This window comes from Pseudomonas sp. Pme6b, assembly GCF_058129925.1.
In genome coordinates, this window is sequence record NZ_CM176704.1 from 4,645,686 (window position 1) to 4,663,660 (window position 17,975).

Here is a 17,975-nt window from a genome sequence, read left to right on the forward strand (position 1 = left end):
ATTACGCTACGCCTCCTACAAGGTGCCTATGCTATTGATCACTGCGTTAAACAACGCTGTCGTCTGTAATACCAGTCAGCCTTTTTGATGGAGCCACACCTTGAGCGATTCCACTGATCGCCCGTTGCGCGTCATCGTGGCTGATGACCACCCTATTTTTCTCATCGGCCTGCGTGTCGTACTGGAACAGGACGATCTGGCTACCGTTGTCGCCGAAGCCTGTAATCCGGATGAACTGCTACAGGTACTCGCGCGCCATCCCTGCGATGTGCTGGTGACTGATTTCATGATGCCGGTCGAACTGCAGAACGATGGCTTGCGTCTTTTGCAGCGCATACACCGGGATTTTCCGGCATTGCCGGTGATCGTTGTAACAACACTGAGCAATGCCGGACTTTTTCAGTCCATGCTGGACCTTAACGTGCGGGGCCTGTTGAGCAAGGCCAGCCTTGCCGGAGAACTGCCAGCTGCCATCAGGGGCGTGCAGCGCGGTGAGTTTTTTGTCGCCGATTCCGTGCGCAGGGTGCTGATAGAAGCGCGTCAGTACGGCCCTGACGCGCTGTTGCCGGCAGAAAAATTGTCGCCCAGGGAGCTGGAGGTGTTACGCCTGCTCTCGGCCGGTCATACCGTCGGCCAGATCGCTGCGCAGCTCAATCGCAGCAAACAGACTGTCAGCGCACAGAAAGTCGCGGCCATGCGCAAGCTCGGTCTGGCCAACGACGCGGCACTGTTCATTTATTTGCAGGAAAGCGGCATGTCCTGAGGCCGGCCGTCTGTCAGCATGGCCTGCAGATGAGACTCGCGCTCGGCGGCCCAGCGCACCAACTCTGATGAAGGCATCGGACGCGCAATGAAATAACCCTGAATGGCCGGGTTGCCCAATGCCAGCAGGCTGTGAAAGTCGTCAATCGTTTCGACCCCCTCCACCACTACCGACATGGACAGCCGCTGTGCCATGAGCATGGCTCCAGCCACCACTGCAGACTTGCGCGCATCGTCGGCCATGCCACGTACAAACTCGGTCGGCATCTTCAACTCGCTGAAGGGCAACTGCAGGAGCCTGTCGATGTTCGAAGCGCCCATGCCAAAGTCATCGATAGACAATTTGCAGCCCTGCATGCATAACCTCAACAGGCCCTCCATCTGCCAGGTTTCCGGGCGGGCGGCATCCTGTTCGAGAATCTCCAGGGTCAGCGCAGTTGCCGGCACGCTGTGACGGGTGAGCGCCTGCATGATCTGCCCGGCGAAATCCGCCTGTTGCAGCACTTGCGGGTCGATATTGACCGCAACCGAGAGTACTTCGCCCTGCTCGCGCATGAACTGTGCAGAGAACTGCAGGGCCTGATCCAGCATACGCCAGGTCAACGCAACGGTCAGTTCCTCAGCTTCGATGGCGTCCATGAATCGTCCGGGAGCCAGCAAGCCATGTGTGGGGTGCTGCCAGCGGACCAGCGCCTCGACACCCAGCAACTTGCCCTGCAGATTCACCTTGGGTTGAAAATAGGCAATCCACTGTTCGGCAACAGACGCAACGTCTATGGGCATATTGTCTTTCGGATCAAACAACTCCACGGCAGACAGTGCCCCGAACGCACGCTTTACCGGTGACTGTGGTGCACTCCCGGCACGGCCTGGCCCGTACGCCTCAAGCAGGTCATGGAGTACAGCGGCCGAAGCAGGTTTTTGCACATACCCCAACACTTCCAAGCCTTGGCTGAGCGCCAGCTGCGCAACACCTTCCAGCACGCAGGCAGCTGAACTGCTGACAATGATCAGAGCCCTCGCCAACCCGTTTTCGGCCATAAAGCGGATCAGCTCAAGGCCGTCGGGGCCGTCCATCTGCAAGTCACAGATAGCAATGTCGACAGGACCACGGCTTTGCAGGGAAAGCCTGGCAACCTCAACGCTCTCGGCAGCCAGCACATCGAACACCTGATTGGCGTTGAGCATCTGGTGCAGAGCCATCAGCTGGAAAGGATGGTCTTCGAGAATCAGAACCTTGAGTGAGTGCACGGTCACGCCTACGGGAGTCAGAGCCAGCGGCTCAGGGGAACACTTACTGTAGCTCCTCCCGCACGCATGCCCCATAGGACATGTCCTAAACCCGGTAGCGATTAACGTTTTTTTCAGCAAGCATCAATCGCAAGCCGGTGCAATGTCGGGCACTGCCACCAATTGCAACTCGATATCAGCGCGCAGGCCGGTCATCGCAGCCTCCAGCGCCAACCAGCGCTCAGGCACACTGGCCACACACTCAAGCCGCACACTTTCATCGAGCGCCGCGCACGCCTTGGCCAACGGCACTGCGTCAACCAGACTCGCCGCGCCCTTGAGCCGATGCAGGCAAGCGCTCAAGGTGTTCCAGTCATTTGCCAGCACCGCAGGCTCCAGCAAGGCGTGTTCATGCCTGAGATTCTTCCACAACTCGCCCAACAACCGTTGCATCTGTTCCGGGTTGGCCCGGGTCATGTTTTGCAGCGTGCTGATGTCGAACGTCGGCTCACGTACCCGATCCGCCAGCTCCTGGGCCAGACGCGCCAGGGAAAGCGGTTTGATCAGCAGACCGTCCATCCCCGCCTGCTCACACCGTGCAGCCTCGTCGCTCATTGCGTTAGCGGTACAGCCAATGACCGGGCAGCGCCGGCGCTGCTCTTTCTCTTCGATCTGTCGAATGGCTTCGGTCAATGCATAACCGCTGATACCCGGCATGTTGCAGTCGGTGATGACCGCATCGAACGGCTCTTCGCACCACCTCGACAGCGCAGCCTTGCCATCTTCGACAGCCACCACCTGATGACCAAGAAACTCCAGCTGGCGGGTCAACACCAGCCGATTGGCCGACATGTCATCGACCACCAACAAGCGAAGGCTGCGCGTATCCACAGGTGCATCCGGGACATCGCAGGAGGGCAAAACCGGCTCGCTCACCCTGACCAGCGGCAAATCGATGTTGACCAGCGTACCCTCGCCCGGCGAGCTGTGCAGGCTGATATCGCCCTTCATCAACTGCACCAACTGCCGAGTGATGCTCAGTCCCAGCCCACTCCCACCGTAATGTGCGGCAGTGTCATCGCTGGCCTGAGTAAAGGGCTGGAATATCTGCTGTTGACGCTCTGGCTCGATACCTTCGCCACTGTCCTGGATACCGATGCGTACACGCGATGAGTCATCCAGCGCCGCCACCCTCAAGACGACCGACCCTTGCCGGGTGAATTTCAAGGCGTTGCCCAAGACGTTATGCAGCACCTGACGCAGCCTCAGCGGGTCAAGCCAGTAATCGCCCTGAGCCTGTTCGGAGAATTCCAGCCGCAGTTCCAGGTCCTTTTCCCGGGCCTGCGCTGAAAAAAGCTCGATTACGCCCTCGAAAAGAGCCTGCAAGGATGTGACTGTCAATGACAACTGCATGCCGCCCGCTTCGATTCTGGCCAAATCAAGACTTTCGCCAATCAGTGCCACCAGCTCCGTAGCCGAGCGATGGGCGACCTGCAAGCCTTGCGACGGTGTATGCCCCTTGCGTAAAGCGTGTGCGCATTCCAGCTCCAGCAAACCGATGATTGCACCCATTGGGGTACGAATTTCATGACTCATGCTGGCCAGAAAGACACTCTTCGCCTCGTTGGCCTGAGCGGCCAGACGCATTGCTTCCTGGAGCTGCTGCTCAAGCCGCTTGCGCTCGGTGATATCGACCCAGCCGCCCAGCAACCCCTGCAGCTGTCCGTCGGCAGCGAAGAAAGGGACCGTCCATTGCCAGACGTCCATGCGTTTTCCGGACAGTTCGATGGTGCGGTCGGAAAAGACTGGCTGGTGATTTTCCAGCAAGTTGAGGTAGTCGGTATGCATCTGCTCAGCCAATGCACGCGGTATCAGATTGACATCCGTAAGGCGTCGACCATTCATCTGCTCGAAACTGATGCCAAGGCTCTGCTCGTAGCTACGGTTGCAGGAAATCAGTCGTCCCTTGAGATCGCGAACATAAATCGGATTGGGGATACCATCGAACAAGGCGTGTTTGAAGGCCAGCTGGTCATTGAGCTGCCTTTCAGCCTTGAGGCGCTGGCGAATCTGTACCTTGAGGCGACTGCTCCAGACCAGTGACACCAGCCCGGTCAGTAAGGCCAGGGCCAGTACCCAGAATACCCACTGCGGTATCCGCCCCCAGAGCGAAGGCTGAGGCAGTGCCGAGCCCAGCCACTTCAAGCGGATCGAGCGCAACTCGGCCACCGGGAACTCTTCCAGCGCCTTATTCAGAATGCCCAGCAGTTCGGGCTGGGTCTTGATCACCGAAAACCTGTCGGGTGACCATTGGCCATCGACACTGCGGGCGACCTTCAGTTGCCCGGCCGGGAACAGGTAGGCACCTACTTCATTCTGAATGGTCGCGTCGGCAACACCGCTTTCCACCAGGGCGCGGGCCTGGTCGTAGGTGTCCAACAGACGCAGCTGGATCAAGGGGTGCTCGCGCCTGATCAGGTCCTCGAGCGCATGCCGGGCAGGCAGTGCCAGCACTTTACCGGCCAGACTGTCGAGCGATACTCGGGATGAGCGCTCGGAGCGCACCACGAACATCCAGCTGTTGCCTCCGAAGGAATAGGTAAAGTCCAGAAACCGCCGACGCTCGGCATTTTCTGCAAGCGAGGTGTTCATCTCGGCAAGACCGGCACGCAGCATTTCAATGCTCTGCTGCGTGGAAGGCACTTCCTGATGGACAAACTGCAACCCGGTCATGCGTGAGATACGGGACAGCACATCTGCGTTCAGCCCCACCCATTGGCCATTCTTGTCTTTGTAGATGTACGGCGGATGCTGTGTGGTGGCGATGGTCACGCTCGGATGCTTGAGCAGCCAGCGCCGCTCGGCACCGGTAAGGCGAATGCGTTGTCCCTCCACGTCAGCGCCCAGCCCCATCGTCCAGCGGCCGAGCACTTCACGACCGATCGACGGTTCAATACTGTCCAGCGCACGATTGATGAAGGTCAGCAAGCGCTGCTCATCGTCACGCACTGCAAAAGAAAACCCTACCGGAGGCAACCGGCTTTCGAACTTGATCTGCAATCCGAGATAAGGACGCAGGGCGGTGTAGGCCCGGACAATGACTTCGTTGCCGATAAAAGCGTCGACCTCGCCTTGGCTCAGGGCCTCCAGAGCACTGTAGAGGTTAGGCGCGATAATCAGCTCGCTGTCAGGATAAACGCGGTGAGCGACGTCCGAGTCGGCATAGCCATCAAGCAGCACAACCTTCTTGCCGGCCAGGCTTGGCGGCGGGCTCAGATCGTTGCCACGACCAACGACAACAGATCGGTCAGGCATGTATTCGGTTGAGAACGACAGCCCTTTCACGCCCCGCTCAAAGCCATTGGCGCTGGTCAGCAGGTCTATCTTGCCGTCGTGCAATGCCTCGATGGCCTCGTCACGCCTGGCAAACCCGGTCACCTGCACCGGAATGTTCAACTGGTCGCTGACCAACCCCAGATAGTCGGCACTGATGCCCTGATAACGGTTGCGGTCACTGGTGATATCAATCGGCTCGTAGTCGGCAATCGCAATGCCGACCCGAAGTACCTTGCGTTGATCGAGCCAGGCACGATCCTGATCTGCCAGGGCCAGATCCGCTGAAGCCACGAAAGGGGCTGTCAGGGTAAACGGCAAGCTTTGCGCCGCATCGGCTGGCCCGACAAAAACCAGCGCCAACAACATGCATGCCATGCGCCACGCGCGGCCTCTCAATGTGCTGTCTGCCTCCCTGACTACGCTTTGCATGCTTGCCTGCTTCACTACAAATGACCCAACTCTATGGTTCGAAAACCAGCGAAGTTTGGCACGTAGAAACAGAAAGGCCCGCCAAGTGGCGGGCCTTAAGTTGTTACACGACGCTTCTGTCAGAGCGGTTTGCCGCGATTGCCATGCTGGCTGACAAATGCCTGTATGGCTTTCAGGTCATTTGGCAGCACAGTGCAGCGCTCGTCACGCTCGAACAAATCAGACAAATGTGCAGGTAGCTCAAGCGCTTTTCCTACACCGGCCTTCTCCACTGCCTCCGGAAACTTGACCGGATGCGCCGTACCCAGAATCACCATCGGCGTGTCCAGGCTGCGACGGCATTCGCGAGCAGCCTTCACCCCGATAGCGGTATGCGGATCAAGCAGTTCGCCGGTGCTGGCAAACACTTCAGCAATGGTCGTGCAGGTGTCCTCGTCGCTGACTGCCAGCGAATCGAACAGTTTGCGGGTTTCGGTCCAGCGCTCTTCTTCGACACTGAAACCGCCGCCCTGCCTGAACGTGCTCATCAACTCGGCAATGGCAGAACCGTTGCGACCGTGCATATCGAACAACAGGCGTTCGAAGTTCGACGACACCATGATGTCCATGGAAGGCGACAACGTAGCGTGCAGGGTTTCCTTGACGTACTGATTGCCGCTCATGAAACGGTGCAGAATGTCGTTGCGGTTGGTGGCGACGATCAGTTGATTGACCGGCAGCCCCATGTTGCGTGCCAGGTAACCGGCAAAGATATCGCCGAAGTTGCCGGTCGGAACCGAGAACGATACCGAGCGCGCGGGACCGCCCAACTGCAGCGATGCATGGAAGTAGTAGACGATCTGGGCCATGATTCGCGCCCAGTTGATCGAGTTGACGGCGACCAGACGCGTGCCCTTCAGGAAGCCCTGATCGGCGAAGCTGGCCTTGACCATTTCCTGGCAGTCGTCGAAGTTGCCTTCTACTGCAATATTGTGGATGTTGTCGCCAAAGATGGTGGTCATCTGCCGGCGCTGGACATCCGATACCCGATTGTTCGGGTGCAGAATGAAGATGTCGACGTTGTCACAGCGACGGCAGCCTTCGATGGCTGCAGAGCCGGTGTCACCCGAGGTAGCGCCGATGATCACCACACGCTCGCCACGCTTGGCCAGCACGTAGTCCAGCAAGCGACCGAGCAATTGCAGCGCGAAGTCCTTGAACGCCAGGGTAGGACCGTGGAACAGCTCAAGTACCCACTCGTTGCCATTCAACTGACGCAACGGTGCCACAGCACTGTGGGCGAAGACACCGTAGGTCTCTTCAAGAATCTTCTTGAAATCGGCATCCGGGATGCTGCCAGCCACAAATGGGCGCATCACCCGAAAGGCAAGTTCGTGATACGGCAGACCGGCCCAGGAGGCGATCTCTTCCTGAGTGAAGCGTGGCAGGTTTTCCGGCACATACAGACCGCCGTCGCTGGCCAGACCAGTCAACAGCACATCTTCGAAGTTCAGGGCCGGCGCCTGGCCGCGAGTACTGATATAGCGCATGGGATCAAACCTTTGGTTTGAGCTGAAAGCCTCAAGCTTCAAGCGTCAAGCTCAAAACGACTGGCGTCTGACTTGTAGCTTGAAGCTGACGGCTCGCAGCTGGTGTTAATTAAGATGTTCTACGCGAATACGAACCACCGGGCCAACCACGTCCTGAAGAGCTTCCAGGGCCTGAATGGCGTCATTGATGCGCTGCTCCACAACACGGTGCGTCAACAGGATCATCGGCACCAGACCATCGTGCTCCTCGACTTCCTTTTGCATGATCGACTCTATGTTGATGCCGCGCTCGGACAGGATACTCGCCACCTGGGCCAGCACGCCCGGGTGATCCTTGGCCTGGATGCGCAGGTAGTAGGCACTTTCACAGGCTTCGATCGGCAGAATCGGGTGCGCGGACAGCGAATCGGGCTGGAAGGCCAGATGCGGCACACGGTTTTCCGGATCGGATGTCATCGCCCGCACCACGTCCACCAGATCGGCCACTACCGAGGAAGCCGTAGGCTCCATACCGGCACCGGCACCGTAGAACAGCGTCGAGCCGGACGCATCGCCATTGACCATCACCGCGTTCATCACGCCGTTGACGTTGGCAATAAGACGATCGGCCGGGATCAGCGTCGGGTGTACGCGCAGCTCGATACCCTGGGCCGTGCTGCGTGCAACGCCCAGGTGCTTGATGCGATAGCCCAGCGCTTCAGCGTAGTTCACGTCGGCGGTGGTCAGTTTGGTGATGCCTTCGGTGTAGGCCTTGTCGAACTGCAATGGGATGCCGAAGGCAATGGAGGCCAGAATGGTCAGCTTGTGCGCTGCATCGATACCCTCAACGTCGAAGGTCGGATCGGCCTCGGCATAACCCAGCGCCTGGGCTTCGGCCAGAACATCCGGGAAGGTACGGCCCTTCTCGCGCATTTCGGTGAGGATGAAGTTGCCAGTGCCGTTGATAATGCCTGCAACCCAATTGATACGGTTTGCCGACAGCCCTTCGCGAATGGCTTTGATGACCGGGATGCCGCCAGCGACAGCTGCTTCAAAAGCAACGATTACGCCCTTTTCACGCGCTTTGGCGAAAATTTCGTTGCCGTGAACCGCGATCAGCGCCTTGTTGGCGGTCACTACGTGCTTGCCATGCTCGATGGCCTTGAGCACCAGATCACGGGCGATGGTGTAGCCACCGATCAATTCAACGACGATGTCGATTTCAGGGTTGGTCGCAACGGCAAACACATCACTGGTAGTAGGCGTACCGGCAATCTGGTAGTTGGGGTTTGGTGTACGAACCGCAATTTGCGCAACTTCGATTCCTCGCCCGGCACGGCGGGCGATCTCCTCGGCGTTACGCTGAAGTACATTGAAAGTACCGCCACCGACAGTACCCAGCCCACATATGCCTACTTTGACCGGTTTCACTGATGAACTCCCCGAAAAACAGCTGATGCTTGATCAGCCGTGAAATCCGCCGCACGTTGCCATGCGGCTACAAATGTGAAGAGGCGCCAAAAACACGGCCTCGTGTAGCGCATGCTCATATGAAGCATGCTGATGTGACAAAGCGTTATTTGGCGCCCATTGCCAGTTTGGCAACCTGAGCAGCAGGCTGATAGCCCGGAATCACCTGACCGTCGGCGAGGACAATCGCCGGGGTGCCGTTGACGCCGATCGACTGACCCAGCTCATATTGCTTGCTCACCGGATTGTCGCACTTGGCGGCCTTGATGTCCTTGCCGTCTACCATGCGGTCCATGGCGCTTTTGCGGTCCTTGGAACACCACACGGCCTGCAACTGCTCGTCACCCGGAGAACCCAGGCCTTGGCGCGGGAATGCCATGTAACGGACTTCAACGCCCATTTTGTTCAACTGCCCGACTTCTTCGTGCAGTTTGTGGCAATACGGGCAGGTAGTGTCGGTGAATACCGTGATGTGCGATTTGGTCTCGCCCACCGCCGGGTAGATCACCATTTCAGAAAGCGGAATGGCGTTGATGGTCTTGGCAATGGCCAGACGTTCGGTCTTCTCGGTCAGGTTGACCGGCTTGCCGTTCTGCACCTGAAACAGGTAGCCCTGAACCACGAACTGGCCGTCGGCACTGGCATACAGCACACGACCGCCCTTGAGCTTCACTTCATAAAGACCGTTGAGCGGGCTCGGCGAAATACTCTCGACCGGCAACTGCAATTCCAGCGAATCGAGGGTCTTGCGGATGGCTTGGTCGGGGGCTGCATCAGCCAGGGCAGACATACTGAATGTGCCGGCCAGCAGTAAAGCGGCGGCAGCGAAAATCTGGGGCAAACGCATGAAAACTCCTATAACGACGGGCAGACTGGCGGCAGTCGAAAAAAGGCGCGCCAGCCTTGATATGCGAAACCGGCAAAGCCTACCACATAAGGCTCGCGGGGCCGACAGGCCGTCGTCACTCGGGATGTTTCCAGGATGGATTAGAGATTTTTCCTGCGCAGATCGGAATGGGGACCTTTGTAGCCCCCATTGTCAGCGAACGCTTCACTCACGCTCTATGTTCTGACTGAACCATCGGCGTTATAGCGTTCAATGATCGTCAGTTTCAGCACCGCATCTGTGCCATCGCAATCAGTCATCCATGCGAACCATGCGCCATTTGGAAAGTCTTCACGTTTGTAAGTCTGCATGAAGTTCTTGCTTCGCCACGACTTCAAATAAACGTCTTGAGCGTCTGTGCGGTCAATCGAGAACTTACTGCCTCCACAATCTGATATTCCGGCCAGGTAAGCACTTCCAGATTCTTTTGTTTTATGGACCCAGCCGCTGGCGCCAACGGCTAAATAGATGGGCGACTCTTGCTCTGGAGGTTGAGAGGCCGTTGTTTGGTTTTCAGGCAGCAGCGTTTTGTCATCTGAAACAGACACTGAAGCATGGTCTGTATTTGAGGCAACATCAGACGGAGAGGCAGATTTAAACACCTTTTCTTCTTGCATATAGACCGGATCCGCATCGGTCAGGTACGCAACGGTCTTTATTGGATCTTCAGGCGTTAACGAAACTTTATCCGGCGCCGCGAACCCTTTGAAAAACATGACGTAGTAGCCCTCATCATTGGGTTCAAAGCGAATCTTGATCGATTGTGTGAGCAATGAATTGGCACAGAGTTCCTCGACCCCTTCCGCTTCGTATCCTCTCGCATTAAGTTTGGAAAACCCCAGCTTGGTACCGTCCTTGAGGTCTAGCGTCGCCAGAAATGAACGTCCTTTTTTTTCGTCAGTCATATCAATCATCCTTGATAGTGAGTTTCAGATAACCCCATCCTGATAGTAGCTGCCCGAAGAAACTTTATCCGCACGCCTCAAGAACGATTGGAGATAACCCCTCTTAAAAATAGTCGCACTCGTCCGTGCCAGTGATATCAGAACATCAACCTCGAGGATGACGCGTCACATGCATACCGTGCAACCGCTCGGGTGATGATACTGATGATACCGAGGGCTGTACCATCCAAAGCAGACATACTGACGGTGCCGACCGGCATGAAGCGGCGGCGGAGAAATCTGGAGCAGAAGCCTGAAAACTTCTATGACGACGGGCAGAATGGCGGCGGTCGAAAAAAGGAGCGCCAGCCTTGATATGCGAAACCGGCAAAGCCTACCACATAAGGCTCGCGGGGCCGACAGGCCGTCGTCACTCGGGATGTTTCCAGGATGGATTAGAGATTTTTCCTGCGCAGATCGGAATGGGGGCCTTTGCAGCCCCCGTTGTCAGCGAACGCTTCAGCAAAACCGACATTCAGTTTGCTTAGGCTCCAATACCACCAGCCCACTAACCCCGCGGATGATGCTTCGCATGCATCTCCTGCAACCGCGCCCGTGCCACATGGGTATAAATCTGGGTCGTCGAAAGATCGCTGTGCCCCAGCAACATCTGCACTACACGCAAGTCAGCTCCGTGATTAAGCAGATGGGTGGCGAAGGCGTGGCGCAGGGTATGCGGTGACAGGGATTTTCCGATGCCCGCAACCGTTGCCTGATGCTTTATGCGGTGCCAGAAGGTCTGACGGGTCATCTGGTCGCCGCGAGTGCTGGGGAACAGTACGTCGCTGGGTTTCCCGCCCAGTAGCTCGTCGCGGGCACCGCGCAGGTAGCGCTCGACCCAGACGATGGCCTCTTCGCCCATGGGCACCAGCCGTTCCTTGCTGCCTTTGCCCATCACCCGCAGTACGCCCTGGCGCAGGTTGACCTGTTCCAGTGTCAGGCTGATCAGTTCGGTCACGCGCAGACCGCAGGCATACAGCACTTCAAGCATGGCACGGTCACGCTCGCCGATGGGCTCACTCAGGTCGGGTGCTGCCAGCAGCGCTTCGACGTCGGCTTCGGAGAGTGACTTGGGCAATGGCTTGCCCAACTGAGGCATGTCGATCTGCAGGGTGGGATCGACGGAAATCAGCTTTTCGCGCAGCAGGTAGCGGTAGAAGCCACGTGCGCCGGACAGGAAACGCGCCGTGGAGCGCGGTTTGTAGGCATTTTCAACGCGCCACGCAAGATGATCGAGGATGACCTCGCGTCCGGCACTGGGCAGATCGACGTTGCGCTCCTGCAGCCAGCCGTTGAACAGCGCCAGGTCGCTGCGGTAGGAATCGCGGGTGTTATCGGACAGCCCCTTTTCAAGCCAGAGCGCATCCAGAAACCGGTCAATCAGCGGGTGGTCGATGGCAGCCATTTCAACTCAGTATGTGCGTGATACGCCGAAGACGAATTTTCAAACATCAGATAGCAAAAAGGCAGCCCGAAGGCTGCCTTTTTTATGCATCGAAAAACTGTATCAGGACAGTTTTTCCTTGATGCGCGCTGCTTTACCGGACAGGTCACGCAGGTAGTACAGTTTGGCCTTGCGAACGTCACCGCGACGTTTCACAGCCATGCTGTCGATTTGCGGGCTATAAGTCTGGAAAGTACGCTCAACGCCAACACCGTTGGAGATTTTACGAACAGTGAAAGCGCTGTTCACGCCACGGTTACGCTTGGCAATTACAACGCCTTCGAATGCTTGCAGACGAGCGCGGTCGCCTTCCTTCACTTTAACCTGAACGACGATGGTGTCGCCTGGTGCAAAGGTAGGGATCTCTTTGGTCATCTGCTCTGCTTCGAGGGCAAGAATGATTTTGTTAGTCATGCTGGTGCTCCTAAGGTAATCCGTATGGATCGACCATCGATACGTTAACTATCGTCCCGCTCGCGGATGTATTCCGCCAGCAGCTTCTTCTCTTCTCCAGAAAGCGAGCGGCTTTCCAGAAGATCAGCGCGTCGTTCATAGGTCCGCCCAAGGGACTGCTGTAAACGCCAACGCCGGATGTGCGCGTGATTGCCACTTAGCAACACGTCGGGAACACGCTGATCCGCATACACCTCAGGTCGGGTGTAGTGCGGGCAATCCAGCAGACCGTCCGTGAAGGAATCTTCCTCCGCGGAGTCCACATGCCCTAAAGCTCCAGGCAGCAGCCGCGTAACCGCGTCAATCAGGACCATAGCCGGCAGCTCGCCACCGGAAAGAACATAGTCACCAATCGACCACTCTTCATCGACATGAGCATCAATAAAACGCTCGTCAATGCCTTCATAACGACCGGCGATGAGGATAATCGCTTCCTCCTGCGCCAGTTCGCGTACCGCAGACTGATTCAGCTGACGGCCTTGTGGCGACAGGTAAATAACCTTCGCCGCATCCCCTGCCGCTTGCCTGGCCTGAACCAGAGCATCTTCGAGGGGCTTGATCTTCATCACCATGCCAGGACCACCGCCAAATGGGCGATCATCCACAGTGTGATGGCGATCAGTGGTGTAATCCCGCGGATTCCAACAAGTCAGCTGCAACAGCCCTTGTTTCACCGCACGGCTGGTAATGCCGTATTCGCTGATGGCGGAAAACATCTCGGGAAACAGACTGATGACTTCTATGCGCAGGCTGGCCATGGCATTCAGAAGTCCGCGTCCCAATCCACCTTCATCTCGCCAGCAGCCATATCGATTGCCAACACACATTGCTCCGTATAGGGCAACAGGCGTTCACGATCATCCAGGCTACCCGCGCAGGGCTTTACAACCATTACATCGTTCGAACCGGTTTCGAGCAGGTGATCGATTTTCCCGAGCAGTTGCCCGAGTTGGTCGATGACCTTGAGGCCTTCAAGCTGGTACCAGTAGTACTCGCCATCGTCCAGATCAGGGAACAGGTTACGCGGCACGCAGATTTCGTAACCGGAGAGAAGACGAGCTTCTTCACGATCATCGAGACCTTTGAGCTTTGCGACCAGAAACTTGCTTTGCAAGCGTCCGCTGACCAGCTCCACCTGTTTCTCAACGCTGCCTTCGCGCCGAAGCGTCCAGGTTTTGTAGTCCAACAGGTTTCCAATCGGATCAGTAAAGGAAAAGACCTTCACTTCGCCGCGAACGCCATGAACCGAGTAAATCTTGCCAATGACGATCAGATCGTCGGCAGATGCAGGCGTCGCGTTCATAAGACTCAGGCCGCGGCCTTGGTCTTGTTGTGCTCTTTGAGCAGCTGGGCAACGCGCTCGGAAGTTTGTGCACCAACGCTCAACCAGTAGTTGACGCGTTCTTCGTTAACGGACAGACGGATTTCCTGACCACGGGCAACCGGGTTGAAGAAACCAACCTGTTCCTTGTGGGAACCGTCACGAGCGTTGCGGCTGTCGGTTACGGTCAAGTGGTAAAACGGGCGCTTTTTGGAGCCGCCAAGGGCAAGACGGATGGTTAGCATTGAACATCGTTCCTGTAGTCGGTGCTGCAAATCTAAGATGCACAGCGGGCATAGGTGCCCGAAAGGCCGCATATTCTAAGGAATATCCCGACTTTTGCAAATGTCTTTTTCCGGCGCCTATCGGCATGCCTTCCAGATTTGCGAGGGCGCTGTCGGTATGACAGCAGGTAAAAGCCCGCATAACGCGGGCTGACCGGGGGTCGCCCCCCGTGTGGGACGCGTGCAAAGAAGCTTGCACGCGACGCAATTACATTTTTGGCATGCCGCCGCCGGGGAGCATTCCGCCCATGCCGCGCATCATTTTTGCCATTCCGCCCTTGGCGGAGAACTTCTTCATCATCTTCTGCATCTGTTTATGCTGCTTGATCAGACGCCCGATGTCCTGCACCTGGGTACCCGAGCCCATTGCAATACGGCGCTTGCGCGAGCCGCTGATCAGGTCCGGGTCACGGCGTTCGCCAGGCGTCATCGAGTTGATGATGGCTTCCATCTGCTTGAACTGCTTCTCGGCCGCGCCCTGGGCATTGCCCATCTGCGCCAGATTGACGCCGCCGATGCTTGGCAGCTTGTCCATGAGGCCGCCAAGGCCGCCCATGTTTTTCATCTGCTGCAGCTGATCGCGGAAGTCTTCGAGATCGAAGCCTTTGCCTTTCTTGAGCTTTTTCGCCAGTTTGTCGGCTTTATCCTTGTCGAGAGTCTGTTCAGCCTGCTCGATAAGGCTGAGCACATCGCCCATGCCAAGGATTCGCGAAGCGATACGATCTGGGTGGAACGGCTCCAGCGCCTCGCTCTTCTCGCCCATACCGATGAACTTGATCGGCTTGCCGGTAATTGCACGCACCGACAGGGCCGCACCACCGCGAGCATCACCGTCGACCTTGGTGAGGATCACACCGGTCAGCGGCAGTGCATCACCGAAGGCCTTGGCGGTGTTGGCCGCATCCTGACCGGTCATGGCATCGACCACGAACAGCGTTTCAGCTGGCTTGGTCGCAGCATGCAGCGCCTGAATCTCGCCCATCATCTCGACATCGACGTGCAGACGACCGGCGGTATCGACGATGACCACGTCAATGAACTTGAGCTTGGCTTCTTTAATGGCCGCCAGGGCGATGTCGACCGGCTTCTGGCTGATATCGGAGGCGAAGAACGTCACACCGATGTCGTTGGCCAGGGTTTCGAGCTGCTTGATGGCGGCAGGACGGTAGACGTCGACCGACACCACCATCACGGTTTTCTTCTTGCGCTCTTTAAGGAAGCGCGCCAGCTTGCCAGCGGTGGTGGTTTTACCCGCACCCTGCAGGCCCGCCATGAGGATGACGGCAGGCGGCGTGACATTGAGCACCAGATCTTCGTTGGCAGCGCCCATCAGGCTTTCGAGTTCGGCCTGGACGATCTTCACGAACGCCTGGCCTGGCGTCAGGCTGCGCGACACCTCGGTGCCGACGGCGCGCTCCTTGACGTTGTTGACGAAGTCTTTGACCACCGGCAAGGCGACGTCGGCTTCAAGCAACGCCATACGCACTTCGCGCAAGGTATCTTTGATGTTGTCCTCGTTCAGCTTGGCCTTGCCAGTAACATGGCGCAGCGTCTGCGAGAGGCGGTCAGTCAGGTTTTCAAACATGCGCGATCCTTTCAGGCTCTCGTCGAACCCCGGTTGATGCGGCCCGGCCCGTAATGCAGAAATGGCGCTCGGCGAGCCTGCGGCTTGAGCAGGTCGCGGATTATAGCGAAGACTCCGCCGCACGGACACCACGCAGTCTGCTTCTGTGGTCTTTCGTGATTTGCCGGTTATATGCCAAACTCAACGTCTTTTCAGGCCCGTCCATCAGGATCTATGTCCCCTTTGCCACCCAGCCTGCTTCCCAGCCTCGCCGCCGCCGTTCTGTACGCCGCTGCGACCGTCTATCAGAGCCTGCGCCTGAGCCAGGCCGTCAAGCCCGACAAGCGGCTGCTTTGCTTGCTCGGTACGCTGGCGGTGATCGCACACGCCATCGGTCTGTTTTCCCAACTGACGCATTCCGTCGGCCTGGGTCTGGACTTTTTCAACTCGGCCAGCCTGATCGCCGCGTCAGTGATCGTTGTGACTCTGATCGCCACGTCACGTATTCCGGTGGAAAACCTGCTGGTGCTGCTGTTCCCATTGGGAATGGTGACCGTGCTGCTGGCTCAGTTCGCCCCCAGCGGCACCGTACAGCCGATCATGGAAGAACCCGGCATCCTGAGCCATATACTGCTGTCGCTGCTGGCTTACGGAATGTTCACCATTGCCGTATTCCAGGCGTTGCTGTTGCTGTTGCAGGACTACCGACTCAAGCACAAGCACCCTTCCGGACTGATCAAGAACTTCCCGCCGCTGCAAACCATGGAAAGCCTTTTGTTCGGCTTCCTCTGGGCTGGCTGGACGCTGCTTTCGCTGTCGCTGATTTCCGGCTGGCTGTTCGTTGAAAACCTGTTTGCCCAGCATCTGGTGCACAAGACCCTGCTGGCTTGCCTGGCCTGGGTCGTATTCAGCGTACTGCTGTGGGGGCGCAACCGCCTTGGATGGCGAGGTCACAAAGCCATTCGCTGGACCCTGGGCGGCTTCTGCCTGCTGATGCTCGCCTACTTCGGCAGCAAGCTGGTACGCGAATTCATCCTGCACATCTGACGGGCCCTGATCATGGATAATCTGCCCCTTGGCCCACTGCTTGGCGTTCTCGCCCTCCTTATGCTCTGGGCTGGTCTGCTGACGTCAGTCGAAGCCGCGCACCACCAACTCAAGGCAATGCGCGCCGCCAGCCGTTCGGACAAGGCCGCGCCGCTTCCCGAGCTGGCGTTCAACCTGAACAGCCTGATCCTGGGCAATACGCTGATAAGAGTGCTGATTACCGTAATCGCAACACTGATTGCTGCCAATTACTGGTTCTACAACGGCCCGACCGTGGCATGGCTGGGTACCGTGAGCGTCATGCTGGTGTTCGCCGAATACATACCGCGCCGCCTGGCGAACCGTCACCCTGTCTCGACACTGCTACTGGGCAATGGCGTACTGCGCATTCCAATGAAGATCGTCTGGCCGCTGGCCTACGTGTTCAACGTGCTCGCCAAGACGCTGCTGCGCCCGTTTCTGTCACGCCAAGTGCAGCAACAGGAGCAGAACTTTGAAGACGATGTGCAGAAAACCAACCGCCACGACATTGTTCACGAGCATTATCCGCGCGCCAGCGTGCTGTCGGGCATCCGCGCACTGGACAGCATAACGGTCAATGACATCCTGATACCGCGCAACGAGGTGGATGGCGTCAACCTTGATGATCCGATGGAGCTGATCATCGAGCGCCTGATCATTTCACGTCACACGCGCCTGCCGGTCTATCACAACGACATAAATCAGGTTCAAGGCGTCATCAATACACGCGACATCAGCCACCTGCTGCCCAAAGGCACACTGACCAAAGAGCAGTTGCTGGCAGTCTGCTACGAGCCTTATTTCGTTCCGGAAAGCACTCCGTTGCAGTTGCAGTTGCTGAATTTCCACAAACAGCAGCGCCGCCTCGGCGTGGTGGTTGATGAGTACGGGGAAGTGCTGGGTATCGTCACCCTTGAAGACATTCTTGAAGAAATCGTCGGCGAATTCGAAAGCGAGCAGCGGCTGGACAATCCCCACGTCAAGCAACAGGAAGACGGACGCCTTGAGGTAGAGGGTGCTGCATCCATTCGCGAACTCAATAAAAGCCTTGGCTGGCACCTGCCTTCGGATGGTCCGAAAACCGTTAACGGGTTGGTTACCGAAGCACTGGAAACCATTCCAGAGGCTCCGGTCTGCCTGAAAATAGGGCCTTACCGGCTGGAAATTCTCGAGACCGAAGACAATCGCGTCAAGCGCGTGGCTATGTGGCAGAACACCCTCGTTCGCACCTTCAAATAGATTTCTGCCTTCAAATAGATCCCGGCGATACCCTTGT

The 17,975-nt window shown here is 57.5% G+C and carries 15 protein-coding genes; 3 read left to right on the forward strand and 12 right to left on the reverse strand.

The genetic code is table 11. From position 1 onward, the window contains the following. The first annotated feature begins 100 nt into the window (after positions 1 to 100). Complete coding sequence (locus AC4ANE_RS21070; RefSeq protein ID WP_002552531.1) at positions 101 to 763, forward strand: response regulator; 663 nt, start codon at positions 101 to 103, stop codon at positions 761 to 763. On the opposite strand, the gene AC4ANE_RS21075 is transcribed toward AC4ANE_RS21070, so the two are convergent. The 12 genes from AC4ANE_RS21075 to ffh all read right to left on the reverse strand — a co-directional run bounded on the left by AC4ANE_RS21075 (position 736) and on the right by ffh (position 15,652). Further along, complete coding sequence (locus tag AC4ANE_RS21075; protein WP_460408505.1) at positions 736 to 2,013, reverse strand: EAL domain-containing response regulator; 1,278 nt, start codon at positions 2,011 to 2,013, stop codon at positions 736 to 738. The two genes, AC4ANE_RS21070 and AC4ANE_RS21075, sit on opposite strands and share 28 nt — an antisense overlap. Positions 2,014 to 2,136: 123 nt before the next feature. Continuing rightward, the gene (locus AC4ANE_RS21080; protein ID WP_161938534.1) at positions 2,137 to 5,694 is read right to left on the reverse strand and encodes an ATP-binding protein; all 3,558 of its coding nucleotides are present in this window, start codon (positions 5,692 to 5,694) and stop codon (positions 2,137 to 2,139) included. 182 nt (positions 5,695 to 5,876) lie between these two features. Then, positions 5,877 to 7,286 (reverse strand): threonine synthase, encoded by a 1,410-nt coding sequence (thrC, locus tag AC4ANE_RS21085; protein ID WP_002552528.1) that lies wholly within the window; start codon positions 7,284 to 7,286, stop codon positions 5,877 to 5,879. Positions 7,287 to 7,391: 105 nt separating this feature from the next. Next, complete coding sequence (locus AC4ANE_RS21090; protein ID WP_031596217.1) at positions 7,392 to 8,696, reverse strand: homoserine dehydrogenase; 1,305 nt, start codon at positions 8,694 to 8,696, stop codon at positions 7,392 to 7,394. A gap of 145 nt (positions 8,697 to 8,841) precedes the next feature. Then, complete coding sequence (dsbC, locus tag AC4ANE_RS21095; protein WP_002552526.1) at positions 8,842 to 9,582, reverse strand: bifunctional protein-disulfide isomerase/oxidoreductase DsbC; 741 nt, start codon at positions 9,580 to 9,582, stop codon at positions 8,842 to 8,844. Positions 9,583 to 9,797: 215 nt separating this feature from the next. Beyond that, on the reverse strand, positions 9,798 to 10,526 hold the full coding sequence (locus AC4ANE_RS21100; RefSeq protein ID WP_031596216.1) for a hypothetical protein: 729 nt from the start codon (positions 10,524 to 10,526) through the stop codon (positions 9,798 to 9,800). Positions 10,527 to 11,073: 547 nt separating this feature from the next. Then, positions 11,074 to 11,970 (reverse strand): site-specific tyrosine recombinase XerD, encoded by an 897-nt coding sequence (gene xerD, locus AC4ANE_RS21105; protein ID WP_002552525.1) that lies wholly within the window; start codon positions 11,968 to 11,970, stop codon positions 11,074 to 11,076. Positions 11,971 to 12,072: 102 nt separating this feature from the next. Beyond that, positions 12,073 to 12,423 (reverse strand): 50S ribosomal protein L19, encoded by a 351-nt coding sequence (gene rplS, locus AC4ANE_RS21110; RefSeq protein WP_002552524.1) that lies wholly within the window; start codon positions 12,421 to 12,423, stop codon positions 12,073 to 12,075. A gap of 44 nt (positions 12,424 to 12,467) precedes the next feature. Next, a complete protein-coding gene (trmD, locus tag AC4ANE_RS21115) occupies positions 12,468 to 13,220 on the reverse strand; it encodes a tRNA (guanosine(37)-N1)-methyltransferase TrmD (RefSeq protein ID WP_002552523.1) in 753 nt (250 codons plus the stop codon). A 5-nt stretch (positions 13,221 to 13,225) separates the two neighbouring features. After that, complete coding sequence (gene rimM / locus AC4ANE_RS21120) at positions 13,226 to 13,765, reverse strand: ribosome maturation factor RimM (RefSeq protein WP_002552522.1); 540 nt, start codon at positions 13,763 to 13,765, stop codon at positions 13,226 to 13,228. Between the two features lie 5 nt (positions 13,766 to 13,770). Further along, entirely contained in the window at positions 13,771 to 14,028 is a 258-nt protein-coding gene (rpsP, locus tag AC4ANE_RS21125) for a 30S ribosomal protein S16 (protein ID WP_002552521.1), read from the reverse strand. 247 nt (positions 14,029 to 14,275) lie between these two features. Next, complete coding sequence (gene ffh / locus AC4ANE_RS21130) at positions 14,276 to 15,652, reverse strand: signal recognition particle protein (RefSeq protein WP_002552520.1); 1,377 nt, start codon at positions 15,650 to 15,652, stop codon at positions 14,276 to 14,278. Positions 15,653 to 15,865: 213 nt separating this feature from the next. Between ffh and AC4ANE_RS21135 the strand changes: the two genes are divergently transcribed. Further along, complete coding sequence (locus AC4ANE_RS21135) at positions 15,866 to 16,678, forward strand: cytochrome C assembly family protein (protein WP_002552519.1); 813 nt, start codon at positions 15,866 to 15,868, stop codon at positions 16,676 to 16,678. Between the two features lie 12 nt (positions 16,679 to 16,690). Further along, positions 16,691 to 17,938 (forward strand): CNNM domain-containing protein, encoded by a 1,248-nt coding sequence (locus tag AC4ANE_RS21140; protein WP_002552518.1) that lies wholly within the window; start codon positions 16,691 to 16,693, stop codon positions 17,936 to 17,938. The last annotated feature ends 37 nt before the right edge of the window (positions 17,939 to 17,975 follow it).

What these genes read in the sequence shown, in the direction of transcription:
- AC4ANE_RS21080 (WP_161938534.1), bottom strand. Translation starts at nt 5,694, where the DNA reads ATGTTGTTGGCGCTGGTTTTTGTCGGGCCAGCCGATGCGGCGCAAAGC.
- thrC (WP_002552528.1), bottom strand. Translation starts at nt 7,286, where the DNA reads ATGCGCTATATCAGTACTCGCGGCCAGGCGCCGGCCCTGAACTTCGAA.
- dsbC (WP_002552526.1), bottom strand. Translation starts at nt 9,582, where the DNA reads ATGCGTTTGCCCCAGATTTTCGCTGCCGCCGCTTTACTGCTGGCCGGC.
- AC4ANE_RS21100 (WP_031596216.1), bottom strand. Translation starts at nt 10,526, where the DNA reads ATGACTGACGAAAAAAAAGGACGTTCATTTCTGGCGACGCTAGACCTC.
- xerD (WP_002552525.1), bottom strand. Translation starts at nt 11,970, where the DNA reads ATGGCTGCCATCGACCACCCGCTGATTGACCGGTTTCTGGATGCGCTC.
- rplS (WP_002552524.1), bottom strand. Translation starts at nt 12,423, where the DNA reads ATGACTAACAAAATCATTCTTGCCCTCGAAGCAGAGCAGATGACCAAA.
- trmD (WP_002552523.1), bottom strand. Translation starts at nt 13,220, where the DNA reads ATGGCCAGCCTGCGCATAGAAGTCATCAGTCTGTTTCCCGAGATGTTT.
- rimM (WP_002552522.1), bottom strand. Translation starts at nt 13,765, where the DNA reads ATGAACGCGACGCCTGCATCTGCCGACGATCTGATCGTCATTGGCAAG.
- rpsP (WP_002552521.1), bottom strand. Translation starts at nt 14,028, where the DNA reads ATGCTAACCATCCGTCTTGCCCTTGGCGGCTCCAAAAAGCGCCCGTTT.
- ffh (WP_002552520.1), bottom strand. Translation starts at nt 15,652, where the DNA reads ATGTTTGAAAACCTGACTGACCGCCTCTCGCAGACGCTGCGCCATGTT.
- AC4ANE_RS21135 (WP_002552519.1), top strand. Translation starts at nt 15,866, where the DNA reads ATGTCCCCTTTGCCACCCAGCCTGCTTCCCAGCCTCGCCGCCGCCGTT.
- AC4ANE_RS21140 (WP_002552518.1), top strand. Translation starts at nt 16,691, where the DNA reads ATGGATAATCTGCCCCTTGGCCCACTGCTTGGCGTTCTCGCCCTCCTT.